Raw genomic sequence first — 23,694 nt, 5'->3', positions numbered from 1 at the left:
GAGACATCATGCAGGGTCTGATGGCAGGCAAGCGCGGCCTGGTCATGGGCATCGCCAACGACCATTCGATCGCCTGGGGCATCGCCAAGACGCTGGCTGCGCATGGCGCCGAGATGGCCTTCACCTATCAGGGCGACGCGCTCGGCAAGCGCGTCCGTCCGCTCGCCGACGAGCTCGGCGTCAAGCACGTGCTGTCCTGCGACGTCGAGGACATTGCCAGCGTCGACAGTGTATTCACGGCGCTTCGCGAGGCCTGGGGCGGGCTCGACTTCGTCGTCCACGCGGTCGCCTTCTCCGACAAGAACGAGCTCAAGGGCCGCTATGCCGACACCTCGCGCGAGAATTTTGCGCGCACGATGCTGATCTCCTGCTTCTCCTTCACCGAGATCGCCAAGCGCGCCGCCGAGCTGATGCCGGAGAGCGGCGGCAGCATGATCACCTTGACCTTCGACGGCTCCAACCGGGTGATGCCGAACTACAACGTGATGGGCGTTGCCAAGGCCGCGTTGGAAGCCTCGGTGCGCTATCTCGCCGCCGACTACGGCCGCCGCAGCATCCGTGTCAACGCGATCTCGGCCGGACCGGTGCGCACGCTGGCGGGCTCGGGCATCGGCGATGCCCGCTTCATGTTCGCGTTCCAGCAGAAGCACTCGCCGCTCGGCCGCGGCGTGACCCTGGAGGAGCTTGGCGGCTCGGCGCTCTATCTGCTGTCGGAGCTGTCCGGTGGCGTCACCGGCGAGATCCACTACGTCGATTCCGGCTACAACGTGATCTCGATGCCGCGCCCCGAGGATCTCAAGGCGGACTGACCTCCGCGCGTATCGGCGGTATCAGGGGAACGCGAGACTCCGTCCCCCGATCGACCCAAATTTTCCCAGTTGAAGACAATGTTCCTGAACGGCTAATCAGGAAGCATTGGCGCAACTCCTGTTGGTTGTTGCGACGACGCTGCGATGCATCATGACCGGTGCATCGGCCGCAGCCGTCAACCAGCCGCTCGCGCCGGCAGCAAGACAAGTCGTGGGGGCGATTGATGCTGCGTTCGAAGGCCCGTGTCGTCGCTCTCTGCGCGATGACCGGCATTGTGCTTGCGGCGGGGAACGCCGGGCCGGCGCAGGCGCAATCGAGCGTCTGGGACTCCACGATCTCCAACACGAACTGGTATGTGCCGACGGCGCAACTGCTCGCCTACATGTCGCCGAAGACCGGCTTCTCCAATCCGGTCCCGATCGGTGACCAGACGTTGTGGACCTTGGGCACCGCGACCAACGGCGCCTTCACCGGGACCAGCGTCGCGCAGCTCAGGATCGGCCTGGCGCTGCTGACGGACACCTCGACCATCCAGGGCTTCGTCACCACCAGCGGCCAGATCACCATGCTGTTCACGCCGACCGGCGGCGGCACCGTGACGGTCGGACTCGGCTATATGCGCAACGTCAACGGCGTGACCAGCATGGAAATGCAGATGATCACCGGCGACAGCCTGCTGGTGACGCATTGGGCCTACATGCTGCCCTATGATCCCGCGACCTTCACGCCGCTGCTGTCGGCGCCGGTGCCGGCCAATTCCGTGCCGCAATGGGCGTGGACCGCCGGCACGCCCTGGCGGATCGTCAGTCCGACATTGTTCGGCACGCAGGCGCCGGGCCGTTTCGTCATCACGAGCTATCAGAACGGCTATTTCTGGGGTGCGGGCGTCGCACCGCCCGGCAGCGCCGCGGCGGGCTTCACGCTGCTCGGCTCGGTGACTCCCGAGGGCAGCGTGCTGTTCAACACCCTCTCGCGCGGCACCCTGACCAGCCTCTATGGCACGGCGAGCGGCAACGCCGCGGGCGCGCAGATGCTGGTGTCGACCTACGACCTTACCGGGAATTTGACTGGAGGACTGGCGACGATGTCGCTGATCCAGCCTTACGCGGAAACGCTGCGGTCTGCAGGCGGCCGCGTCGGCCTGGAAGCGGCTGGCGTGTTGTACCGGCTGTCGATGACCTCGGCCGGCTGGACTGGATCGATGGTCTCGGGCTTTGCCGCGCTTGATAATCTCAGCGGTCCATCTCTCAGCGCCGCCGTGAAGCAGACGTTGCCGGTGCTGACCGGGGCGGCCTCGCAGGCGACCCATATCAGCCAGCAGGTGTTCCGGCAGACGATGACCAACAGGCTCAATGATGTCAGCAGCATCGGCTGGGCCGCTGGTCGCAATGTCTGGATGCAGCCCCTCGGCGGCACCGCGCAGCAGGCGGGGCGCGATGGCGTTCCCGGCTATGACGCCTCCGGCGGCGGTCTGGCGTTCGGCGCCGACGTCGCAGTCTCGTCCCGCGCCATCATTGGCGGCGTTCTCGGTTATTCTCATCACACGATCACCGGAAGCGACGCCGCCGTGCCGAACCGTCTCGGTCTCGCTTCCTATCAGCTCGGGCTCTATGGGGCCTACGCGATCACCCGTGATGTCACCTTCGACTATCAGCTTGATGGCGGATCGACCGATAACGGCGAAAACCGGTCGCTGAGCTTCATGGGTGCATCCGCCGGCGGCAGCTATCGTTCCTACAGCGGCCATGCCGGCGCAGGCATCAAGACGCGCATTCCGCTGCAAGATGGCTTCGCCCTCGTTCCAGCACTGCGCCTGGACTACGGCACGGTTCGCAGCAATTCCTACGGCGAGAACGGTGCCGGCGGTTTCAGCCTCAACGTCGATCCTCAGATCTATCAGGAGCTCGTGACGACGGCGCAGCTGAAAGCTGTCTACGCGCCCACCAGGCAGATTCGTCTGACCAGCGATATCGGCGTCGGCTACAACGCGCTGAATCAGCCGTTGCAGATCCGCGCGGCGTTCTCGGGCGGCGGCGAGAGCTTCGTCACCCATGGCCTCGGCCTGTCGCCATGGATCTATTCGGCCGGCCTTGGTCTTGTGGCCGCCGGCAACGACCGGCTCGACCTCAGCATCCGCTACGGCATCAACGCGACATCGTCCGGTCTCGTCCAGCAGTCGGGCCACGCGGTGCTGAAGATCAGGCTGTGACGCGCCTGAGCTCGTCGTTCTATTCGCGCCCGAAATAGGCCGGCAAGCGCTGGTCGAGCCGGAACTTGAGCATCGAACGCGCCATGTCACGCAGCACATTGTTGTTCGCAGCCTCTGGCGGCGAGGCGGGGAATGCGGAGTTGTCGACGTCTCCGGCGTGAGACGGTGGGCCGACGCCGGAGGTCAGCCGTGAGAGTAGCGACTTCGAGCTCATGGCAGGCTCGCGCGTCTCGAATGTCGCCCCGTCGTAGAGCTGGATATCGAGCATGATGAAGACGTGGCTGATCCGGCCAAATCCCTCGCCCCTGTTGATGACACCGACGCCGGTAACCTCGTCGTTTGTCGACGGTTCGCTGTCGGTCCGGCGCGTGATCACGAGGTAACGAGCACACCCCGCCGAGCCGGCCGCCTTCCTGACGATGGGCGTGAGCTTCCCGTTCTCAGCCTTGATCGGGGGCGATTGATAGAACGGATCGAATGCTCCCTTGGGGACGCCGATGCGGCGGATTCCGGCATCACCCGCGGCTGCCTTCACACGCGCGTAGACGATGTCGTCGAAGCCCCAGGGCACCGGCACTTCGGCGTACTCGTTGCCCAGGCGGGTCATGCCGTTCTTCTGCACCGTGAAGACATCGCCGAGCGCGGCGATCACCCCGATGTCGCACGGTCCGCCCTCGCGGAGGGCCGTCGCCGGCTTGGCGGCCTTGGCATTGCTGCCTGCTGGCTTCGCGGGCTTAGCATTCAGCGGCGCCGGGGCCGATTGCGCCAGGGCATTGGTGGAGGACCAGAGCATGGCAATGATGAGCGCAGCAAATCGGCGAGAGATGGTCACTGGGAGAGCTCGTCGCAGGGAGGAAAAGGATCAAGCCAAGGGAGCTCGAAGGGAGCTCGTTCGAGTCGTCTGAAGTCTGCGCCCGCATCATTCGATCTTCAGATAGCTCGGCAGGTCGCGATCGAGCTTCGCCGCGACCAAGGTGCGCAGCCGCTCGCGCAGGACGGTGCTGGAGGCCGCAGCCGCGAGAGGCTCGGGGAAGTCGGCATTGTCGAGCTTGTTGAGAGGGTCTTCGGTGAGCCTCATGGTCTCGGCAAGCCTGGCGCCGGTGTCGGCCGAGAACGAGCTGATCTTCTCGTAGGACTGGCCGTCGATGAGCGTGATGTTGACGTTCGCAAACAGATGCGAGTGCCTGAGGATCGATCCGACCCCCTGATTGTAGGCGCCGATGCCTCTGAGCCTCAGGGTGGTGTTGGGAATGGTCGTCTCGAACCTGGTGACGACGAGATAGCGCGCGCAGCTCGCATTCGTCGTGACGTTGCGCACGATCGCGGTCAGGCTCTCCTTCGGATCGGGCAGGAAGCGCGATGTCGGGTGGTAGTAGACCTCGAACGCGCCTTTCGGATAGCCGATCCTGCGCATGGTCGGATCGCCGCCGGTAGCCCGCGCGCACGCGCGCCATGGCGAGGTCGTCCAGCCCCCATCCCGGCAACGTGACTTCGTCCTCTTCGGTTTCAAACACGGTGAGACCGAACTTGCTGACGGCGAGCTGGTCGCCGAGTGCGGCAATGACGCCAAGACGGCACGGACCGCTTTCGATGGCGCCTGGTTTCGCCATCGCCTTTGTCTTTCCGGAGGGTTTCTTGGCCGCGGGCGCGGCCTTGGGCGCCGTTGTTGACGGAGCCTGGGCCCAAGCCCCGGTTGCGAAGGCAGCGGCGAGGGCGACGAGCGCAAGGCGGCGGATCGACAGGAGCGGCACGGACATGGGTACGGTTCGAGAATGCGAGGTCGTCGCGAACTCGAACTTAGTTCGCCTGCGAAGGCGCACGCAATGGTTTCCGGTCGCCACGCGTAAGATTTGCGCTTGCACGCCTTGCGATCAGGAGCCCGCCGCCTGACCGTCACGCTTCCATCGATAATATTTCATGATTCGGCCGTGCAGCGGGTCAGCTTCCTCCTTTTCCAGCACGAAGCCCTCGCGCTCATACCAGCGCCAAGCCTTGTCATTGCCCTTTGCGCAGCGCAGCCACACTTCGTCCGGCAGCAGCTCGCGGGTGAAGGTGAGCAGCCGGCGGCCGAGCGAGCGGCCCTGATGGGACGGGGCGATCATCAGCTGGTCGAGATAGAGCGTGGGGACGTTGATCGCGAGCATCGCGGCGAGGCGGCCGCCGTCGTCGGCGACATACAGGCTCCAGCCGCCAGCAATTTCACGCGGCACGCGCTCCCTGAGGAGCGCGAGCAGCCTCTCGCTCGGGGTCTCCAATCCGGTCGAGCACCAGCTCTCCATCCAGAGCCTGGCGACGGCGTCGTATTCGTCCGGGTGGGCAGGGCGGATGATAGGATGGAGCATGTGTGGTGACCTGAAGCGGGGTGACGGCCTCTGCATCCGCAGCCGTGACCTGGGACGCGTGAGGGTGCGCGACCAATAGGACAACAAAAAAGGGCGGCCCGAAAGCCGCCCTTTGTATTTCATTCGAAGGGTGCGCCGGCTTTACTCGCCGGCGGCTTCGCGCGCCTCGGCGGGCGCGTCCTTCTGCTTGGCCTCGAGATCCTCGCCAGTGGTCTGGTCGACCGCCTTCATCGACAGCCTGGTCTTGCCGCGGTCGTCGAAGCCGAGCAGCTTGACCTTGACCTTGTCGCCTTCCTTGACGACGTCGGAGGTCTTCTGCACGCGCTTGTCGGCGAGCTGCGAGATGTGCACGAGGCCGTCGCGAGTGCCGAAGAAGTTCACGAAGGCACCGAACTCCATCACCTTGACGACGGTGCCGTCATAGACCTGGCCGACCTCCGGATCGGAGGCGATCGACTTGATCCACTTGATGGCGGCCTTCATCGCCTCGCCGTCGTTGGAGGCGACCTTGACGGTGCCGTCGTCCTCGATGTTGACCTTGGCGCCGGTCTTCTCGACGATCTCGCGGATCACCTTGCCGCCGGTGCCGATCACTTCGCGGATCTTGTCGGTCGGGATTTTGAAGGTCTCGATGCGCGGCGCGTATTCGCCGAGCTCGGCACGCGCGGCGGTCAGCGCCTTGGACATCTCGCCCAGGATGTGGATGCGGCCGTCGCGGGCCTGGCCCAGCGCAACCCGCATGATCTCCTCGGTGATGCCCTCGATCTTGATATCCATCTGCAGCGAGGTGATGCCGCTCTCGGTGCCCGCGACCTTGAAGTCCATGTCGCCGAGATGGTCCTCGTCGCCGAGGATGTCGGAGAGAACCGCATAGCGGCTGCCTTCGAGGATCAGGCCCATCGCGATGCCCGCGGTCGGCCGCTTCAGCGGCACACCGGCATCCATCAGCGCCAGCGACGAGCCGCAGACGGTGGCCATCGACGACGAGCCATTCGACTCCGTCACCTCCGACACCACGCGCGTGGTGTAGGGGAACTCGTGGTGCGGCGGCAGCACCGGGTGGATGGCGCGCCAGGCGAGCTTGCCGTGGCCGATCTCGCGACGCTTGGTGCCGCCGAGACGGCCGGTCTCACCGACGGAGTAGGGAGGGAAGTTGTAGTGCAGCAGGAACGTCTCTTTGTACGTTCCCGACAGCGCGTCGATGTACTGCTCGTCCTCGCCGGTGCCGAGCGTGGTCACGACCAGCGCCTGGGTCTCACCGCGGGTGAACAGCGCCGAGCCGTGAGCGCGCGGCAGCACGCCGACTTCGCAGACGATGTTGCGCACGGTCTTGGCGTCGCGGCCGTCGATGCGCTTGCCGGTGTCCAGGATGTTCCAGCGAACGATCTTGGCTTCCAGCTCCTTGAACACGCCGGAGAGGCGGAGCTTGTCGTATTTCGGCTCCTGCCCTTCCGGGAAGAAGTGCGCCATCACCTTTTCCTTGACGGCGCCGACGGCGGCGTAGCGCTCCTGCTTCACGGGAATCGCATAGGCCTTGCGCAGGTCCTGCTCGGCGATCCCAAGCATCTCCTTCTCGATCGCGCCGTTGTCGATGATCGCGACGTCGCGCGGCTCCTTGGCGGCCTTCTCGGCGAGCTCGATGATCGCATTGATCACCGGCTGGAAGTGACGGTGACCGAACATCACCGCGCCGAGCATGATGTCCTCGTTGAGCTCCTTGGCCTCCGATTCCACCATCAGCACGGCGTCCGAGGTGCCGGCGACGACCAGGTCGAGCTGGGTGTCGGCCATCTCGTCGAGGGTGGGATTGAGGATGTATTCGTCATTGGCGAAGCCGACGCGGGCGGCGCCGATCGGGCCCTTGAACGGCACGCCCGACAGCGTCAGCGCGGCCGACGCGCCGACCAGCGCCACGATGTCCGGATCGTTCTCCATGTCGTGCGACAGCACGGTCACGATGACCTGGGTCTCGTTGCGCCAGGCGTCGACGAACAGCGGGCGGATCGGGCGGTCGATCAGGCGGGAGACCAGCGTCTCCTTCTCGGTCGGACGGCCCTCGCGCTTGAAATAGCCGCCGGGAATGCGCCCCGCAGCGTAGGTCTTTTCCTGGTAGTCGACCGTCAGCGGCAGGAAGTCGACGCCTTCGCGCGGCGCCTTGGCGGCGACGACGGTGGCGAGCACGACGGTCTCGCCATAGGTGGCGACGACGGCGCCGTCCGCCTGGCGGGCGATCTTGCCGGTTTCAAGCTTGAGCGGACGCCCGCCCCAGTCGATCTCGACGGAATGCTTGGTAAACATGGGTATCTTCTTTCATGAGATGATCGAAGGCGGACCCCGCAGAAACAAAAAAACCATGCGCAAGATTGCAGGGCGCTGGATTGCGATCAGCGCCCTGCGATCCTGCCATGGTTTTCTTATTTCGGATGGCGTCCATCCTTCTCGTAAGTAACGGGCACCTTGCCCGTCACGCCCAGCGGCCGGATTGCTGCTGAGGCGTACTGCACGGTCCGGGCAGGATCAGTCGAAGGGCGTATCTGCCTCTTTCCAGATCCAGCCAGACCGCATGATCCCGGATTCGCGAACGCCGCGATCGAAGCGGCGTCCTCGGCATCATGCCATCAACGCGCGCAACACCGCGCGCGCTCATTCCCAGTCGAAGCTCAACGGCGAATGTTGTGCTTCTCGAGCAGCGCCTTGTAGCGCGCCTCGTCGTTCTTCTTCAGATAGTCCAGCAGCGAACGGCGGGTCGAGACCAGCTTCAGGAGGCCGCGGCGGGAGTGGTTGTCCTTGCCATGGGTCTTGAAGTGGCTGGTCAGGTTGTTGATGCGTTCCGAGAGGATCGCAACCTGCACCTCGGGAGAACCGGTATCACCGGCCTTGGTGGCATTCGCCTTGATGATTTCCGCCTTGCGCTCTGCGGTCACCGACATCGTCAGTCTCTTTCGTTGCGACCGGAGCTGGCAGTCAGTCCGGTCAGGTTGAACACGCGCTTGGGGATGAGTTCGCCATTGCCAATTTCGGCAAGCGCCAGAAGGCGGCCTGCGACCGTGACATAGACTGTGCCGCTACTATTGGGCGCATCCCGTCCGCGCAACAAGACGGCCTGACCCCTGTGGAGCCTTGCCGCATCAGCCCGAGTGACGGCCAGTGCCGGGATGTCGTCCAGCGCGGTCTCAACGGGCAAGAGTGCGTCGGCGAGGCTTCCCTCACCGGACGCGGCTCTATTGCACAAAGCCTCCAACTGTTCCAGCGGAATCATGTCGTTCTCGGTAAACGGACCCACCAGGGTCCGCCGGAGCGCGCTGATATGGCCGTAACAGCCGAGGATTCGGCCCATGTCGCGGGCCAGCGCCCGGACATAGGTTCCCTTGCCGCATTCCGCCTCGAACACCGAATGGTCCGGGTCGGGCTGGTCGACGAGGGTCAGTTCATGGATCTCGACCGGGCGCGGCTGGAGCTCGACGACCTCGCCGTCGCGGGCGAGATCATAGGCGCGCTCGCCCTGGACCTTGATCGCGGAATAGCGCGGCGGCGTCTGCTCGATCCGGCCGGTAAATTGCGGCAGCAGCGCCCGGATCGCCGCGGCATCCGGCCGGCTCTGGCTGGTCTCGACGACCCGTCCTTCGGTGTCGTCGGTATCGCGCTCCTCGCCCCAGGTCACGGTGAAGCGGTAGCGCTTGCGGCCGTCCATCACGAACGGGACGGTCTTGGTGGCTTCGCCGAGCGCGATCGGCAGGCCGCCGGAGGCGAGCGGATCGAGCGTGCCGGCATGGCCGGCGCGCTTGGCCTGGAACAGGCGCTTCACCACCGCCACGGCCTGGGTCGAGGTCATGCCGATCGGCTTGTCGAGCACGACCCAGCCATGGACGTCGCGGCGATCGCGGCGTGGCTGGTTGCCCTGACCGTTTCCTTGGCGCTGCTTGTTGCGCGGATCATTGTTGTCGCGCGGCGGGCGTCCGTCGGCAGAATGGATCGTCTTGGCGGCGGTCGGTTCGGCGCTCGGCGCGTCGACAGTGCCGGTTTCGGGGGGAATGGTCATCAGCTCTCTTCCGAATCCGAATTGAGGTCTCTCTGCACCGCGGGTGTTCGCAGTAATTTCTCGATCCGTTCCGCTTCGTCGAATCGCTCGTCGACGCGGAAGCGGATGTCAGGTGCAAATTTCAGGTTAACGCGCCGCGCGATATCGCCGCGCAGGAACTTCTTGTTGCGCTCCAGCGCAGCGAGCACGACGTCCGTATCCTGTCCGCCGAGCGGCATGATGTAGATCGTGGCGAGCTTCAGGTCGGGCGACATGCGGACTTCGGGCACCGTAATGATGTGTCCCTCCAGGTCCGGGTCGTGCACGTCACCGTGGCTGAGAATGTCGGCGACAGCGTGACGCACGGTCTCGGCCACGCGCAACTGACGCTGCGAGCCGCCGGAAGCGGCGCTTCCCCTCTGGTGATGGCGAGGCATTTTTCAAAAATCCAATGGATCGTCGCCCGGCGTGAGCACGGGCGAGAGGATCATTCTGATTGAGTTCAACGACGCTTCGTTAAGTTCAAGGGACGCAGCGATTCCGCATGCGCACGGAATCGCTGCTCACTCGAATTGCAGCGCGCTCTGTAGGATTCGGACTTACAGCGAGCGCTGGATGGTCTCCACGCGATAACACTCGATGACGTCGCCGACACGCATGTCGCCGTAGCTCTCGAAGGCCATGCCGCATTCCTGGCCGGCCTGCACTTCCTTCACTTCGTCCTTGAAGCGCTTCAGGGTCGACAGCTTGCCCTCGTGAACCACGACGTTGTCGCGGATCAGGCGGACATTGGCGCCGCGCTCCACGGTGCCGTCGGTGACGCGGCAGCCGGCGACCTTGCCGACCTTGGAGATGTTGAACACCTCCAGGATCTGCGCATTGCCGAGCATGGTTTCCCGAAGCGTGGGGGCCAGGAGACCGCTCATCGCCTTCTTCACGTCATCCACGAGGTCGTAGATGATGTTGTAGTAACGGATCTCGATGCCGTTGCGCTTGGCGAGCGCGGCCGCTTCCTTGTTGGCTCGTACCGAGAAGCCGATGATCGCGGCGTTGAAGCCTTCGGCCAGCGTCACGTCGGACTCGCTGATGCCGCCGACGCCGGCATGCAGGATGCGGGCGGCGACCTCCTCGGTGCCGAGCTTCTCCAGCGAGCCGAGAATGGCTTCCAGCGAGCCCTGCACGTCGGCCTTGATGACCAGCGGGAATTCCTTGCGGCCCGCAGTCTTCAATTGCGACATCATCTGTTCGAGCGAACCGCGCATGCCGGAGATCGAGGCTGCCGCGTTCTCGCGCTTCTGGTGCGCGCGATAGCTGGTGACCTGGCGGGCACGGGCTTCGTTCTCGACGACGGCGAGACGATCGCCGGCTTCCGGCGGACCATTGAAGCCGAGCACCTCGACCGGCACCGACGGGCCTGCCTCCTGCAATGTCTCACCCTGATCCGAGATCAGCGCGCGGACGCGGCCCATCTCGGCGCCGGCGACGATGATGTCGCCGACCCGCAACGTGCCGCGCTGGACCAGCACGGTGGCGACCGGGCCGCGGCCACGATCGAGCTTGGCTTCGATCACGGTGCCTTCGGCCGGGCGATCCGAATTGGTCTTGAGGTCGAGAATGTCGGCCTGCAGCGCGATCATTTCGAGCAGACGATCGAGGTTGGTCTTGTTCTTGGCGGACACCTCGACGTCGACGACCTCGCCGCCGAGCGATTCGACCTGCACCTCGTGCTGGAGCAGCTCGGTGCGGACGCGCTCGGGACGGGCGTCGGGCTTGTCGATCTTGTTGATCGCGACGATCATCGGCACCTTCGCCGCCTTGGCGTGGTTGATGGCCTCGATCGTCTGCGGCATCACGCCGTCATCGGCCGCGACCACCAGCACCACGATGTCGGTGACCTTGGCGCCGCGGGCGCGCATCGCGGTGAACGCGGCGTGGCCGGGCGTGTCGATGAAGGTGATCTTCTTGCCGGAATCCGGCGCGGTCACCTGATAGGCGCCGATGTGTTGGGTGATGCCGCCGGCTTCGCCCGAGACCACGTTGGCGTGACGCAGCGCGTCGAGCAGCGAGGTCTTGCCGTGGTCGACGTGGCCCATCACGGTCACGACCGGCGAGCGCGGCTCGGTGTCGGTCGAATCGTCGACGACGTCGAACAAACCCTCTTCGACGTCGGACGCCGCGACGCGCTTGACGCTGTGGCCGAGCTCCTCGGCGATCAGCTGCGCGGTGTCGGCATCGATCACGTCGGTGATCTTGTGCATCGCGCCCTGGCGCATCAGCAGACGGATCACGTCGACCGCGCGCTCCGACATGCGGTTCGCCAGCTCCTGGATGGTGATGGCTTCCGGAATCGTCACCTCGCGGACGAGCTTCTCCTTCTGCTCGTTGGCGGCATGGCCCTTCAGGCGCTGCGTGCGGCGGCGGAACGAGGCGATCGAGCGCTCGCGCACATCGTCGGCCGTCAGTGCCGTGACCACCGTCAGGCGGCCGCGCTGCTTCTGCGGACCCGGCTTGTGCGTGGTCTTCGGCGGCGGTGCAGGACGTGCGGCTCCGCCGGGACCCCTGCGGATCTGGCGCGGACCCTCATCCTCGTCCGGACCGGCGGCAACTGCCGCCGGCGCGCGGCCGAGCGGACCGCCGGCGGCAGGACGGGCGCCGGCCGGGCGTGCGCCCGCCGGCTGAGCGCCGCCGGGCCGCGAGCTCGGACCACCAATCTGCTGCGGCCGGCTGCCCGGTGCGCCGACGGGCCTGCCGGGGGCGGGCGTCGAGCGGGCCGGTGCGGTCGCCGCGGGCTGCGGCGCGGATGTCGCCGGACGGGGCGCCTCGCCTTCGCCGAACCGCTTCTTGGCCTCGAGCTCGGCCTTGCGTTTGGCTTCCTCTTCGTGGCGGTGCCGCTCTTCCTCGGCCTTGCGGCGCGCCTCGGCAGCCTCGCGCTCGGCGCGTTCGGCGGCTTCGCGCTCGGCACGGCGGCGCGCTTCCTCTTCGGCCTGGCGGCGTTCCTCGATGTCGCGCACGCGGGCATCGGCCAACGCGCTGGCGCGCGCCGACCGCTCGTCCTCCGTCAGGGTGCGCAACACGACCCCGGATCCGCCGCGCTGCGACGAGCCGGATGGGCGCGGTCCGGATGAGCGCGGCGATGGCGGGGGCGGCGGCGCCTTGGCGACGGTCGGCTCCGGCGCATGCGGAGCATCGGGCCCCCCATCGCCGACGCGGCGCTTGCCGCGCTTCTCGACCACCACCTGCTTGCTCCGGCCATGTGGGAAGCTCTGGCGTACCGTGCCGGTCTCGACGCGCGGCTTCAGCGTCAAGGTCTTGCTCGGGACACTCAGTTTCTTGTCGCCCGGAGTGTTGTTGTCGGCCATTCAGTCGTCCTAATCTCGTTACCAGCGTGCGGGCTACCGCACCGTCTCATTCGTGCAATCGTCGCGATGTCTTCGTAGCTATGGCTTCAAAGTGCTATGTCTTCGAAGTCGAAGCAGATTTCGTGGCCGCGGTTCCGGCAATCTTGTCAGCGTCGGCCGACCGGTATCGGACCAGTGTCTGGCTGCGCGACAGGAATGTCCTGCTCGCCGGGCCTGCGAGCACGGCAGCATGTATCACATTTGAGCGCCCAAGTGCCAAATCCAATTCTGCCGAAGTGAGACAGCAGATGATCGGAATTGTCGGGGCTTGGCCCTGGTCCCCGTCGTTCGGCCGCACCAGCGCGTCGAGCTTGCGGATCCCGTCGGCTGCGCCATCCGCGGCATGGACGAGGGCAGCCAATGTCGACCGCGATTGCCGCTGCGACAGCGCCGCTTCCACCTTGGAGAAACCGGAGACGGCCTGGCCGGCCTTGGCGGCAATCCCCAGCGCTTCGATCGCGCTGCGGGCCAGCAAGGCTTCCAGGTCTTCGGCAAGGGTCGGCGGGACGCGGACGTTGGTCTTGAAGCCTCGGCTGAAATGGTGACGCCGCACCGCCTCCGCAACCGCCTGGCGCGAGGCGGTGATCCACAATCCCCGACCGGGCAGCTTGCGCTTGATGTCGGGCACGACCTCGCCCGACGGGCCGACGACGAAGCGGATCAGCTCGCCGATCGGCCGCACGTCGCGGCTGACCGCGCACATGCGCATGGTCGCGGACTTCTCGGTCCGCGGTCCATTGTCGAGCTCGGGGTCGGCCAAAGCGAGCATGCGGTGATGCGGCTCCTCATCTCAAGCGAGCTGGGTCAGGGTGGGGGTCATCGTGCCGTCCATGGGGCGAGCCAAACGGGTCAGGCGGGCTGTCCTTCGGTCGCTTCGTCCTCATTCTCGGCTTCCGCTTCGGTCTTGGCGAGGTCGGCCTCACTGATCCAGCCGGCCTTGACGCGAGCCTGCATCACCATGGCTTCGGCGTCGTCGCGGGAGACATCGAGACCGTCGAGAATGCCGGCGAATTTGGTGGCTTCGCCGCCCTCCTTGCGCTCGGTCCAGCCGACCAGATCGTCGGTGGCGCAGCCCGCGAGATCCTCGACCGTCTTGATGTCGTTCTCGCCGAACTTGACCAGCATCTTGGTGGTCACGCCGGGCACATCCTTCACCGCGTCCTCGACGCCGAGCTCCTTGCGCTTGGCCTCGAGCTCGGCTTCCTGCTGCTCGAGGAATTCGCGGGCGCGGGTCTGCAGCTCGGTCGCGGTCTCCTCGTCGAAGCCCTCGATGCCGGCGAGATCCTTGAGGTCGACCAAAGCGAGCTCCTCGACCGAGGTGAAGCCTTCGGACGCCAGCAGCTGGCCGACGACCTCGTCGACGTTCAGCGATTCCATGAATACGCGGGTGGAATTCTCGAAGTCGGCCTGACGGCGCTCCGATTCCTCCTGCTCGGTCAGAATGTCGATGTCCCAGCCGGTCAGCTGCGAGGCGAGGCGGACGTTCTGGCCGCGGCGGCCGATGGCGAGCGAGAGCTGGTTGTTGGTGTCGGGCACCACGACCTCGATGCGCTCGCGGTCCTCGTCGATGACGACCTTGGCGACTTCAGCCGGCGCCAGCGCGTTGACCACGAAGGTCGCGATGTCGGGCGACCACGGGATGATGTCGATCTTCTCGCCCTGCAGCTCGTTCACCACGGCCTGCACGCGCGAGCCGCGCATGCCGACGCAGGCGCCGACCGGATCGACCGAGGAATCGCGCGACACGACGCCGATCTTGGCGCGCGAGCCGGGGTCGCGAGCGACCGCCTTGATCTCGACGATGCCGTCATAGATTTCCGGCACTTCCTGCGCGAAGAGCTTGGCCATGAACTGCGGATGGGTGCGCGACAGGAAGATCTGCGGGCCGCGGGTCTCGCGGCGGACGTCGAACACATAGGCGCGGACGCGGTCGCCGTTGCGGAACACCTCGCGCGGCAACATCTCGTCGCGGCGGATGATGGCCTCGCCGCGGCCGAGGTCGAGGATCACGCTGCCATATTCGACACGCTTGACGACGCCGTTGACGATGTCGCCGATGCGGTCCTTGAACTCCTGATACTGCCGGTCGCGCTCGGCCTCGCGCACCTTCTGCACGATGACCTGCTTGGCCGACTGCGCGGCGATGCGGCCATATTCCAGTGGCGGCAGGGTGTCGGCGATGGTGTCGCCGATCTGCGCGCCCGGATTGGCGCGGCGGGCATCATCCAGCGAGATCTGGTTGGAGGGGTTCTCGACCTTCTCGACCACCAGCATGTGGCGCGACAGCCGCAGCTCACCCTTCTTCGGATCGATCTCGGCGTGAACGTCGGTCTCGCTGCCATAACGAGCGCGGGCGGCCTTGGCGATCGCGTCTTCCATGGCAGCGATCACGATGCCGCGGTCGATCGACTTCTCGCGTGCGACGGCGTCGGCGATCTGCAGCAGTTCCAACCGGTTGGCGCTGACGGCCATGGCTCAAATCTCCTCTAATCAGGATCGATCTCGCCTCTGCGCGCGCGGTCGGCGGCGAGGCGATGTTTCTTGGTGTTGGTCGGCAGCGGCTTCTTGACCGGCTGCTTGTCCTTCGATTTCGGTTTTGGCTTGGCCTGGGCCGCCGGCTTGGCGTGCGGCGCCAACGGTGGCGCCAGCCCGAGGTCGCGCTTCTTCTCGCGCTCGGCGGCCTTGCCGCGGCGCATGGATTCGGCGATCAGCTCGTCGGTCAGCACCAGCTTGGCGTCGCCGATGTCGGCCATCGGCAGCACGACGTCCGGCTCCTGGTCCTTGGCCACGTCGTCGCGGATGATGCGCACGCCATCGCCTTCGACGCCGGCGATGATGCCGCGGAAGCGTTTGCGGTTCTGATGTGCCACCGCCATCTCGATCTTGACCAGATGACCGGCGTGGCGGGCGAAATCGGAACGGCGGACCAGCGGCCGGTCGATGCCCGGCGAGGAGATCTCGAGCCGGTAGGCGCGGTCGATCGGGTCGGCGATGTCGAGCACCGGCGACAGCGCCCGCGACACCGCCTCGCAATCCTCGATCTGCATCGTGCCGTCGGGACGCTCGGCCATCACCTGGACCGTGCAACCGCCCTCGCCCGAAATGCGGATACGCACCAGGCGGTACCCCATTCCCTGCAGCACCGGGTCGGCCACCGCCGCCACGCGCGCCGCAACCCCCGGCTCGACGACGAGACGGGGCTCGGTCAGGAGGTCGGTGTCAGCGGCTGCGAACGTAGGTTCCGTCATCGAGGCGTCGATCGCGTGTCTTGCTTGGTTGGGCCGTGGGGCCTCTTCGATCGCGCTCACCGGACCGATCCCGCCCGTGGCGGAGCGATCCAGGTAACAAAAAAGAGCGGGTCCGGAAGGGCCCACCCTCACTACGCGATCGTATATGAGATGATGTTTGATGGCGCTCATATAGCCGCTTTGCCGCCAGACGGCAAGGGTCGTGTCGGCTCAAACGGGACCTGGAACTGGGAATTCATTCCGCGCCGAGACCGCGGATCGGATCGTTTTCCCCGACCGGCAACGGCTGAATGCCGCAGGGTCTAACCCTTCATTCACCAAGATCGCTTAAAAATAAGCTGAGTTCGCGCTTTTCGCCCCGTCGTCATGCCGCAAGGAGCGGAGCGCACGGAAACGTGTCGTGTTGCGTATCGAGTAGACGTCATGACCCCCGCTACCGCGCTGATCCCCGGCCTCGGCGGGATCGTCAGGCATGGCAATGCTGAACGCGGCCTTGAGGCCACGCGCCGCATCGCCGACCTGTTCTTCGAGGATGCGACGAAGCTGCGTCCCGAGCACATCAATCTGTTCGACGGTCTCCTGATCGATCTGGTCCCGTTCGCGGATCTGCCGACGCGGATCGATCTGGCGGAGCGGTTGTCGCAGCTCCTCAAGGCGCCCCGTGCCGTCGTCAGCCGGCTGGCGCGCGACGACGAGGTTGCGGTGGCGGGTCCGCTGTTGCGCCGTTCGCTCGTGCTCGACGATCCCGTGCTCATCGCTATTGCGCGCGACAAGAGCCAGGGTCATTTGCTCGCGATGGCAGAGCGGACGCGCCTATCGGCTGATATGACGGACGTGCTGGTGCGCCGAGGTGATCGCGACGTGGTGCGGCGGGCCGCTGCCAATGACGGCGCAGCGTTTTCCCCGCGCGGCTATGCCGCGCTGATCCACCGCGCGAGTTCCGACGGCGTGCTGACCCTCACGGTCGGTCGGCGCGACGATGTTTCCGACGATCATCTGAAACAACTGCTGGCCGGCTCGCTCGATGTCGTCAGGCGGCGGCTGTTCGATGTCGTGCGGCCGGACAAGCAGGCGAGGATCAAGCAGGCTCTCGCCGAGCTTGCCGATGCGGCGCGCGCAACGAACAGCACGCGCAATTTCGTGCCCGCGCAGCGGACCATCCTGTCGCTGTATGAAGCCGACGCCTTGGACCAGTCGGCGCTGTTCCGCTTCGCATCCGAGCACGAATACGAAGAGGTCATCGCGGCGCTCGCCGCAATGACCGGACTTAAGATCGCGACGCTCGACCGGCTGGTGTCGGGCGATCGTCACGATCCGCTTCTGATCCTGGGGCGCATGATCGGGCTCGACTGGCGCACCGTGCATGCACTGATCCTGCTGCGCCTCGGACCGAAACGCGTGCCGGCGCAGCGCGACATCGATGCGATCAGGGTCAACTACGCGCGCCTGCTGCCATCGACCGCCGAGCGTATCGTCGCGTTCTGGAAGACACGACATTGAACGACGTCGCCGGCATAGCGGTCAGCGCCGGCGGAAGATCAGATAGCTGGCGACGCGGCCTTCGCGCGTCGCCTTCCGTCCGTAGCGCGTCATGGTGTAGCCCGGCCAGGGCAGGCGCCAGTCGTCGGCGCGCTCGGCCGTCCAGGCGAAGTCGGGCGAACGCAGCAGATGCCACAGCGTCCAGGCGCAATAGTCGGCGATGTCGCTGACGAAGCGGAACTCGCCGCCGGGCTTCAGGACGCGCGCCATCGCGGCGACCGTTGCATCCTGCACGAAACGCCGCTTCCAGTGCCGCCGCTTCGGCCAGGGATCGGGATGGATCAGGTCGATCCGCTGCAGCGACTGCGGCGGCAGCCAGGCCAGCAGCTCGGCGGCATCGCCCGCCAGCAGCCTGATATTGCCGATGTTGTCGGCCTCGATGGCCGACAGGATCTTGGCCATGCCGTTGACATAGGGCTCGCAGCCGATGAAGCCGGTGGTCGGAAACGCCTTTGCTTCGGCGGCAAGATGCTCGCCGCCGCCAAACCCGATCTCCAGCCGCAGCGCGTCGACCGGCGGATGGTACAGCGTGGGCAGCACGGCTTCCGCGGGCGCGGCGAGATCGAGCGCGAGGTGCGGCAGCAGGTTGTCGACCAGGCCGGCCTGATGCGCCCGCAGCTTGTGGCCCTTGCGCCGGCCGAAGAACGAGCCCTGACCATGCAAGGCCTCGGTGCTGGCGTGATCGTCGTCGACAGGCATGTTGATCGCGGTGCTCATCGCAGGGTTTGATAGAGACGGTAGAGCAGCCTTGTCCGCGGCTCGATCGAGGAGATGTACATCTGCTCGTAATGCGTATGCGCGCCCTTGCCGTCGACGCCGAGCCCATCGAGCGTCGCCGTGAACGGTGCGGTGAAATTGCCGTCGGAACCGCCGCCCGTGTGGGTGTCGACGAGCTCGAATCCGATCTCTTCGGCCAGTGATTTCGCATGCTCGAACAAGGCCGCGCCGGCGTTGCCCTTGACGTAAGGCGGCCGGTTCACCTCGCCCCTGACTTCAACCGTGACGCCATCGCTGCGCGAGGTCAGCCCCAGGATCTTGGGCAGGATTTCCTCTGCATCGGCTGGCGTCGGTAGCCGCGCATCCACCTCCGCATGGGCTTCCTCTGCGATGACGTTGGGACGTGTGCCACCGCGCACCACGCCGACATTCACGGTAATGCCGCGCGCGGGGTCGTTGAGCGCTTCGAGCGCATGGATGACGTTGGCGAGTTCGCGGATCGCACTGCGTCCATCCTGTGGACGCGCGCCGGCATGCGCGGGCACGCCGCGGATGGCCACGTCGAACCGCGCCACGCCCTTGCGCCCGGTCACGATCTTGCCGCCGTCACGCGCCGGCTCGGTGACGAGGACGTATTTGGCCTTGCGGCCCTCCTCCTCGATCAGCGCGCGCGAGGTCGGGCTGCCGATCTCTTCATCCGAGACGAACAAATGAGTAATGCCGAGCGGCGATTCTTCACCGCCTGCGCAGAGCTGACGAAAGGCGTGAAAGGCGAGATACGCGCCGCCCTTCATGTCGTAGATCCCCGGACCGTACGCGACGTCACCGTCGACCGAAAACGGCAGCCGCGCGATGAACCCGATCGGGTGCACCGTATCGAGATGGCTGAGGACCAGAATTCCGGGCTCGGCCTGTCCCCATGACGAGCGCGCGATGAGATGGTCGCCGCAGCCGTCGCGTCCGGCGATCCGTTCGATCGTGGCATCAAGCCCGCGATAGCCATCCGCGACAAGGGAAGCCAGCTTGTTGACCTGATCAGGCGCCTCGGTTGGGGTCTCGATCTCGACCCATTGGCGGATGCCTTCGAGAATTGTGCGACTATCGAACGGGCTGCTGCTGGTGGTCATAGCTGTAAATCGTTCTCGATGGTTACGAAGTGGTAGCAGGCGGTGGACGCGTTGGCGCGTCGCAGGGCGGGTTGGCGGCTGGGACGCCGGAGTTCCAGGCCACATGTGCATAAAACGATTTAGAGCGCGATAGCGTTTCCCGAAGGGGAGCCATCGCGCTCTATTGGTCGCAATCGAAGTTGTCTATCGGCCCATTCGTCCTGCGAAGCGTTGCATGCCCAGCGCGACGCTCGCAAAACGCGTTCTGCTAATGGCCCCCCGAGGCGCTGACATTCATATGAGAGGAAATCGCGATAGGAATGTCAGCGCCGGCGCATAAGCTAGCCTTCTTCCGGAGCTTCGCGATCAGCGATCTGCTCGACCAGGTCGACGATGCTGCGACGAAGCTTTGAATCGTGGATCCGCGTGAATGCGCGGGTCAACGCCAGTCCTTCTGAGGTTGCCAGGAAATCAGACACATAGGCGGGCGAAGCGCCTTCGCCGAAAGCTTCACCGTTGGTCCCGCCACTCGGGACCCCTTCGAACAGGAAGGAGACCGGGACCTGCAGAACCTCCGAGATCTGCTGAATCCGGCTGGCGCCGACTCGATTGGTGCCTTTTTCGTACTTCTGTATCTGCTGGAACGTGAGTCCGAGAGCCTCACCAAGTTTTTCCTGGCTCATGCCCAACATGATACGGCGCATCCGCACCCGGCTGCCGACATGCTTGTCAACAGGGTTGGGCGCTTTCGTCGACATCTCTCAACTCCTTAGAATGGGCCTCGGAACGAGGCGGTCGCAGTATGCCTCAGGCGCTCACACCGTCAATTTCTGTTCGCATGCGTACTAACGAAGACGGCCGAGCAACGATCTGGACGGCTCATGCTGCCGCGCGAGAATGCGAATTGCAGCAGCTATCTGTCAACACTTGGGGTTTTGCTTGTCAAAAAAAATCTTACGGAGCCGGAAAGAATCGAGATCTTGCTGTCGTCAGGGAAGCTTTTGAGCAACACGTCTGCGAACGACGGTGCTCAGGGCGATCACTAACAGAATCGCAACCGGAATGTCGCCGAGCTTTGCATAGACTGTCGGCTGCAACGCAACAGGCAGCGCGGAATCCAGCACGCCCTCTGCACCGAGTGGCAATTGCTTAACGATACGGCCGACGGGATCGATCACTGCAGAGATGCCGGTGTTCGCAGATCGAACTAATGGAAGTCCTTGCTCGATCGCGCGCCACTGCGCCTGCTGCAGATGCTGATGAGGACCGGTCGAAATGCCGAACCATCCGTCGTTGGTCAAGTTGACGATCCAGCCCGGGCGTTCTTCGCTCGGCACGCTGTCACTCGGAAAGATCGCCTCGTAGCAGATCAAAGGAAGAACACGCGGAGCGTGTGGCACGTCCAGATTGCGTCGCGCCGTGCCCGGGATGAAACCGCCCTGCACCCGCGTCAGCTGCTCGAGCCCGATCCGCTCCAGCAGAGTCTGGAACGGCAGGAACTCGCCGAACGGGACCAGATGGAGCTTGTCGTAGACCGACAGCACGGTGCCGTCGTGGCCGATCACGTAGATCGAATTGTAGGCCCGGGTGATGGGAACGTTCCGAGGCACGTCGGGGGCGCGGACCGAACCGGTGATCAGCACCGCGCCCGGCGACAGCAGGTCGGCGATCTGGCCCATCGCGTCCGCCTCGCGGGTCAGGAAGAACGGGAACGCCGATTCCGGCCAGATCAGGATATTGGTGTCGCGGACACCGGTGGCTGTCGGACCGGAGGCGCGATCCGACAGCGCCAGATAGCGGCGCATGACGTCGGCCTTGGCGCCATAGTTGAATTTGACGTCCTGCTGCAGGTTCGGCTGCATGATCCGCAGCTTGAGATCGGCGACGAAGGCGGTCGGATGCAGGCCGATCCGGATGACGCCAAACACGCCCATCACCACCAGCAAGGCGGCCGCCGCGGCCGGCGCCCGCCAGCGCTCGCGCCAGGTCTTGCCGTCGATCAGCACCGCAGGGCTGGCAAAGATCGCGATCGCCAGGAACGTCATGCCCCAGATCCCGATCAGCGACGTCGCCTGCGCCAGCGCGAGCGGCTGCGACAGGGCATAGCCGAACGTGTTCCAGGGGAAGCCGGTCAGCGCGTGGCCGCGGAGCCATTCGCTCGCGGTCAGGCAGACGGCGAGCGCCAGGATACGGGTTGCACCACGCGTCCAGATCAACCGCGCCAATGCGAAGCCCAGTGCCGGAAACAGCGCGAGATAGGCCGGCAGACCCAGCACGGCGAACGGCATCAGCCAGGCGAAGGTGTCGGCATCGACCAGGAACGCGTTGCCGATCCAGTACAGGCCGGGCACGAAATAGCCCATGCCGAAGCAGAAGCCGCTGAAGGCGGCAGCCGGGATGCCGCGCCGCCGTCCCGCCGCCGCACCATCGATCAGCCAGACCAGCACCGGGAAGGTGATCGCAAGCACCGGCCAGGCGTTGAACGGAGCCATCGCAAGCGAGGAGAGCGCGCCGGCGGCGAGCGCGATCGCCGCGCGCTTCCAGCCCCAGGCCAGGACAACGCCGATGGCGAGGCCGCGAATCGTCGATGGGCGGATCACTGTGAGCTGGCTCCGTCGCCGCGTGGCGGGCTGCTATCGTCATGGCCCGGCGCCGGGCCGGCCTCTGCTGGCGGCGGCTCGGCCGGGACGTCCGTGTCCGGCGGGGCCGCTTCCGGCGCCATTTCGCGGCGCCGGCTCTCGCGCGGCGGGCGGGGTGTGGGACGCTCCTTGCGCGGCGCGATGCGCAGCCGCTTGACCCGGCGCGGATCGGCATCGAGCACCTCGACCTCGAAATTGCCGGGGCCGGAGATCAACTCGCCGCGCACCGGCAGCCGGCCGACATGATTGACGAGATATCCGCCGAGCGTCTCCACCCCTTCGCCTGCCTCTCCGGTCACGAACTCCTCGCCGATCACCCGGCGCACGTCGTCGAGGCTGGCGCGGGCGTCCGCGATGAAGGCGTTGTCGGCCTGCCGCACGATCGCCGGCGGCTCGTCGCTGTCGTGCTCGTCGTCGATCTCGCCGACGATCTGCTCGACGATGTCCTCGATCGAGACCAGCCCGTCGGTGCCGCCATATTCGTCGACGACCAGCGCCAGATGGATGCGCGAGGCCTGCATCTGCGCCAGCAGGTCGATCGCGCGCATCGACGGCGGCACATAGAGCAGCTTGCGGATGATGTTGGCCTCGAACAGCGGCATCGACAGGTCGACGGCCTTCAGGTCGAGACCGGCCGGCAGCGGCTTCTTGCGCCGCGCCTTCACCTCGTCCGAGACGCGCGCCTGCGCGGTGGTGAAGGCGAGCAGGTCGCGGATGTGCACCATGCCCTCGGGATCATCGAGCGTGTCGTTGTAGACCACGAGCCGTGAATGCGAGGCGCTCTCGAACAGGCTCATCAGCTCGCCGAGCGTGATGTCGCGCCTGACCGCGACGATGTCGGCGCGATGCACCATGACGTCGGCGATCCGCCGCTCGTGCAGATCGAGGATGTTGCGCAGGAGCGTGCGCTCGACCGCGGAGAAGCCGATGTCGTCGGGTGTCGAGGCGTCGAGCACGACCTGCAGATCGTCGCGCACCGATCCGCCGCCCTTCCATCCGAACAGATTACGCAGCGCGCGCAGGAGCCAATTCTCGCTCGGCGAGCGGCCGAGTTCGGATGCCGGCACCACGGCCGGAAGATTGCGCGTGTTGCGCGGATTGTCGTGAATGGGTTCGGAGTCGGCCATGATCAATTCGTCCGCTCCCGGTCGGCATAGGGATCGGGGATGCCGAGATGGGCGAGGATCTCGCGCTCGAGCGCTTCCATCTCCTCGGCCTCGTCATCGGTCTCGTGATCGTAGCCGACGAGATGCAGGAATCCGTGTACGGTCAGATGGCTCAAATGGTGCGCGAACGGCTTCTGCTCCTCGTCGGCCTCGCGCCGCATCGTCTCGTAGGCGATGGCGATGTCGCCGAGCATGCGCGGTGCGTCGTCCTCGCCGCGCGGCCCGGTCGGCTGCAGCGCCGGAAACGACAGCACGTTGGTCGGCTTGTCGATGCCGCGCCAATTGCTGTTCAGGGTGCGGATGCCGTCATCGTCCGTCAGCATCACCGCGATCTCGGCGTCTCCGACGTCCGCGTCGACCGTCTCAGCGGCGGCGACGATGGCGCGATGTATGACGTCCTCGGCGTCGGGCTGGTCCTGCCAGCAGTCGGCTGCGACGATCACCTCGGTGGTTGGAATGGGACTTTGTGGCATCCTGGTCGTTCTGTGCGGATGGCGCTCGG

20 protein-coding genes are annotated in these 23,694 nt (G+C 65.7%); 3 read left to right on the top strand and 17 right to left on the bottom strand.

Translation table 11 applies throughout. From position 1 onward, the window contains the following. The first annotated feature begins 8 nt into the window (after positions 1-8). Positions 9-809 carry an enoyl-ACP reductase FabI gene (gene fabI, locus QX051_RS09105; RefSeq protein ID WP_315735608.1) on the top strand — a complete coding sequence of 267 codons (801 nt, stop codon included), beginning with the start codon at positions 9-11 and terminating at the stop codon, positions 807-809. A 224-nt stretch (positions 810-1,033) separates the two neighbouring features. Further along, on the top strand, positions 1,034-3,019 hold the full coding sequence (locus QX051_RS09100) for an autotransporter outer membrane beta-barrel domain-containing protein (RefSeq protein ID WP_315775820.1): 1,986 nt from the start codon (positions 1,034-1,036) through the stop codon (positions 3,017-3,019). Between the two features lie 19 nt (positions 3,020-3,038). Here the strand turns inward: QX051_RS09100 and QX051_RS09095 are convergent, their stop codons facing one another. From QX051_RS09095 to rimP, 11 genes are all read right to left on the bottom strand, one after another. After that, complete coding sequence (locus QX051_RS09095) at positions 3,039-3,851, bottom strand: hypothetical protein (protein WP_315775819.1); 813 nt, start codon at positions 3,849-3,851, stop codon at positions 3,039-3,041. 87 nt (positions 3,852-3,938) lie between these two features. After that, on the bottom strand, positions 3,939-4,433 hold the full coding sequence (locus QX051_RS09090) for a hypothetical protein (protein ID WP_315775818.1): 495 nt from the start codon (positions 4,431-4,433) through the stop codon (positions 3,939-3,941). A 457-nt stretch (positions 4,434-4,890) separates the two neighbouring features. Next, positions 4,891-5,361, bottom strand: coding sequence for a GNAT family N-acetyltransferase (locus QX051_RS09085; RefSeq protein WP_315775817.1), 471 nt, complete (start codon positions 5,359-5,361; stop codon positions 4,891-4,893). A gap of 141 nt (positions 5,362-5,502) precedes the next feature. Next, positions 5,503-7,659 carry a polyribonucleotide nucleotidyltransferase gene (pnp, locus tag QX051_RS09080; RefSeq protein WP_315758130.1) on the bottom strand — a complete coding sequence of 719 codons (2,157 nt, stop codon included), beginning with the start codon at positions 7,657-7,659 and terminating at the stop codon, positions 5,503-5,505. 362 nt (positions 7,660-8,021) lie between these two features. Continuing rightward, positions 8,022-8,291, bottom strand: a complete 270-nt coding sequence (gene rpsO / locus QX051_RS09075) for a 30S ribosomal protein S15 (protein ID WP_009025947.1) — start codon at positions 8,289-8,291, stop codon at positions 8,022-8,024. 2 nt (positions 8,292-8,293) lie between these two features. Then, positions 8,294-9,400 carry a tRNA pseudouridine(55) synthase TruB gene (truB, locus tag QX051_RS09070; RefSeq protein WP_315735602.1) on the bottom strand — a complete coding sequence of 369 codons (1,107 nt, stop codon included), beginning with the start codon at positions 9,398-9,400 and terminating at the stop codon, positions 8,294-8,296. Then, the gene (gene rbfA / locus QX051_RS09065) at positions 9,400-9,816 is read right to left on the bottom strand and encodes a 30S ribosome-binding factor RbfA (RefSeq protein WP_315735600.1); all 417 of its coding nucleotides are present in this window, start codon (positions 9,814-9,816) and stop codon (positions 9,400-9,402) included. Before rbfA ends, truB begins: the two co-directional genes overlap by 1 nt. Positions 9,817-9,978: 162 nt before the next feature. Next, on the bottom strand, positions 9,979-12,738 hold the full coding sequence (infB, locus tag QX051_RS09060; RefSeq protein ID WP_315735598.1) for a translation initiation factor IF-2: 2,760 nt from the start codon (positions 12,736-12,738) through the stop codon (positions 9,979-9,981). A gap of 94 nt (positions 12,739-12,832) precedes the next feature. After that, entirely contained in the window at positions 12,833-13,546 is a 714-nt protein-coding gene (locus QX051_RS09055) for an RNA-binding protein (protein ID WP_315773313.1), read from the bottom strand. A gap of 80 nt (positions 13,547-13,626) precedes the next feature. Next, on the bottom strand, positions 13,627-15,249 hold the full coding sequence (nusA, locus tag QX051_RS09050; RefSeq protein ID WP_315735594.1) for a transcription termination factor NusA: 1,623 nt from the start codon (positions 15,247-15,249) through the stop codon (positions 13,627-13,629). Positions 15,250-15,263: 14 nt separating this feature from the next. Further along, on the bottom strand, positions 15,264-16,025 hold the full coding sequence (gene rimP, locus QX051_RS09045; RefSeq protein ID WP_315735592.1) for a ribosome maturation factor RimP: 762 nt from the start codon (positions 16,023-16,025) through the stop codon (positions 15,264-15,266). A 423-nt stretch (positions 16,026-16,448) separates the two neighbouring features. On the opposite strand from rimP, the gene QX051_RS09040 reads away from it, so the two are divergent. Further along, positions 16,449-17,525, top strand: coding sequence for a DUF2336 domain-containing protein (locus tag QX051_RS09040; protein ID WP_315775816.1), 1,077 nt, complete (start codon positions 16,449-16,451; stop codon positions 17,523-17,525). 21 nt (positions 17,526-17,546) lie between these two features. Here the strand turns inward: QX051_RS09040 and QX051_RS09035 are convergent, their stop codons facing one another. The 6 genes from QX051_RS09035 to ybeY all read right to left on the bottom strand — a co-directional run bounded on the left by QX051_RS09035 (position 17,547) and on the right by ybeY (position 23,665). Beyond that, positions 17,547-18,281, bottom strand: a complete 735-nt coding sequence (locus QX051_RS09035; protein WP_315775815.1) for a tRNA (guanine(46)-N(7))-methyltransferase TrmB — start codon at positions 18,279-18,281, stop codon at positions 17,547-17,549. Next, positions 18,278-19,408 carry a M20 family metallopeptidase gene (locus QX051_RS09030; RefSeq protein WP_315775814.1) on the bottom strand — a complete coding sequence of 377 codons (1,131 nt, stop codon included), beginning with the start codon at positions 19,406-19,408 and terminating at the stop codon, positions 18,278-18,280. Before QX051_RS09030 ends, QX051_RS09035 begins: the two co-directional genes overlap by 4 nt. A 320-nt stretch (positions 19,409-19,728) precedes the next feature. Then, positions 19,729-20,145 carry a helix-turn-helix domain-containing protein gene (locus QX051_RS09025; RefSeq protein ID WP_006615449.1) on the bottom strand — a complete coding sequence of 139 codons (417 nt, stop codon included), beginning with the start codon at positions 20,143-20,145 and terminating at the stop codon, positions 19,729-19,731. A 231-nt stretch (positions 20,146-20,376) separates the two neighbouring features. Further along, positions 20,377-21,987 carry an apolipoprotein N-acyltransferase gene (lnt, locus tag QX051_RS09020; RefSeq protein ID WP_315775813.1) on the bottom strand — a complete coding sequence of 537 codons (1,611 nt, stop codon included), beginning with the start codon at positions 21,985-21,987 and terminating at the stop codon, positions 20,377-20,379. Then, positions 21,984-23,153, bottom strand: coding sequence for a hemolysin family protein (locus QX051_RS09015; RefSeq protein ID WP_315775812.1), 1,170 nt, complete (start codon positions 23,151-23,153; stop codon positions 21,984-21,986). Before QX051_RS09015 ends, lnt begins: the two co-directional genes overlap by 4 nt. Before the next feature lie 2 nt (positions 23,154-23,155). After that, entirely contained in the window at positions 23,156-23,665 is a 510-nt protein-coding gene (gene ybeY / locus QX051_RS09010; protein ID WP_315775811.1) for an rRNA maturation RNase YbeY, read from the bottom strand. Between the last annotated feature and the right edge of the window lie 29 nt (positions 23,666-23,694).

The sequence above is a fragment of the Bradyrhizobium sp. SZCCHNR1053 genome, from assembly GCF_032381235.1.
In the GTDB taxonomy this organism is placed as follows: Bacteria; Pseudomonadota; Alphaproteobacteria; order Rhizobiales; family Xanthobacteraceae; genus Bradyrhizobium.
Note: the sequence above shows the minus strand (reverse complement) of the source record. Positions and strands in the feature narration are given on the sequence as shown.